Source organism: Spiroplasma endosymbiont of Megaselia nigra, assembly GCF_003987485.1.
GTDB lineage: Bacteria > Bacillota_I > Bacilli_A > Mycoplasmatales > Mycoplasmataceae > Spiroplasma.
The window spans coordinates 1-1422 of sequence record NZ_RCOO01000246.1 but is presented as its reverse complement, the minus strand read 5'-3'; the positions used below and the strand labels follow the sequence as shown (position 1 = coordinate 1422).

Genomic DNA, 1422 nt, shown 5'->3' with positions numbered 1-1422 from the left:
GATGCTGATTATCAGGAATTAAATCGAGATGCTAATTTAATCAAGGAAGTAAGAAAAGCAATTGATACAACATTTTCAATTAATGTAACAGTTGCTGATTTTAAAATTACTAATGATCATGATAAAAGTTCTGATCATCAAACGCCAGGAGAAATGATTGAATTTACGGTAATGGCTAATGAAAATAGTCAATTAATTACTAACAGGTTTACTTTTAAAATAACTTTACTATCAAAAGAGATTTCATACTAAAAATTATTGCAATAGAAGAGAAAACTAAAATGATTGAAAAGTTAAGAAATAATGATTGAAAAATAGTAATTCGAAAAATTATTAATGATCAATTGCAATAATATTACCATAATAATATTTCCTTTCAACCACCAAAGAAACGATTCCAATTAATTATTCGTTGAATGATGTTTTTAGGACCCTTTTTAGTATTATGGGAATTTTTATTATTATTTTATTTGTCGTAAAAAATATTAAAATAACTTTAATATGAATTCCTATTTTAATGTTTTTAATTGGCCTTGCGCTGATTATCACAGTTTGCTATTATATTGTTAAATGGACACGATTATTAAAATTATCAGATCAGATTATGGATAAAATTGATTTAGTGACAATTTATAATTTAGCATTAGGAGAATATTTTACTTCTGAATTAACATTATTAGGAATTACTAAAATATTTAAACCATTACCAACACGTTTAATTAATTTTAATAATAACACTAAAATTGATTTTGTGTTTAATTTAACTCATGCTAGTGGAAATATTTCCTTTGGAACAATTACACATAAAGTTTCAACTAAAATTAACAATAAGGTTGATAAAGAAGAATTTTATCGTATCCCAATTTTCACAATTCAACCGTATCATAAATTAACAGGACAATTTACAATGCAACCACGCGGGATAACAACTAAATTTTTTAATCCATTAAATTATATTAATTTACAAGATAATTTATTTGAAGAAAAATTTTTAGTTGGTGGTACATCTGAATGAGCAATTAAAACAATTTTAACACCACAAGTTCGAAAGAATTTATTTATTTTAGCAGGAAAAGTGCCAACCATTCCAGCAGTTGATGTTGCTGAGGGGGTTTTAACGTTCTTATTTCAATCTTATTTAGTTAAAAGTTGAAATGATAAAACAATGGCATTAACAACAGTAGAATTTTCCGGAAAATTTGATAATATTATTCAAGATATTCTTGCAAAAATTGAAACTGATATTATTTGATTAAAAGAATGTTTTACATGGTTAAATCAATTTGACATTATGATTGTCTAGTAAATAATTTTATAATTACTTATTTTATTTAATAATTACCAGAAGAGAGATGATAATAAATGGGAGAAAAGTTTTTTACAAATCAAAATCAGCAAAAATTATTAGTTGAATTAAATAAT

Annotated in this window: 2 protein-coding genes; both read left to right on the top strand. The window is 24.1% G+C overall.

Annotated elements, in window-relative coordinates; translation table 4 throughout:
- Positions 1 to 252 (top strand): spiralin repeat-containing protein (locus D9R21_RS06465; protein ID WP_158613973.1); only part of this gene is annotated, 252 nt, incomplete at its 5' end.
- A gap of 193 nt (positions 253 to 445) precedes the next feature.
- Positions 446 to 1303, top strand: a complete 858-nt coding sequence (locus D9R21_RS06460; protein ID WP_126821541.1) for a hypothetical protein — start codon at positions 446 to 448, stop codon at positions 1301 to 1303.
- Positions 1304 to 1422: the final 119 nt, after the last annotated feature.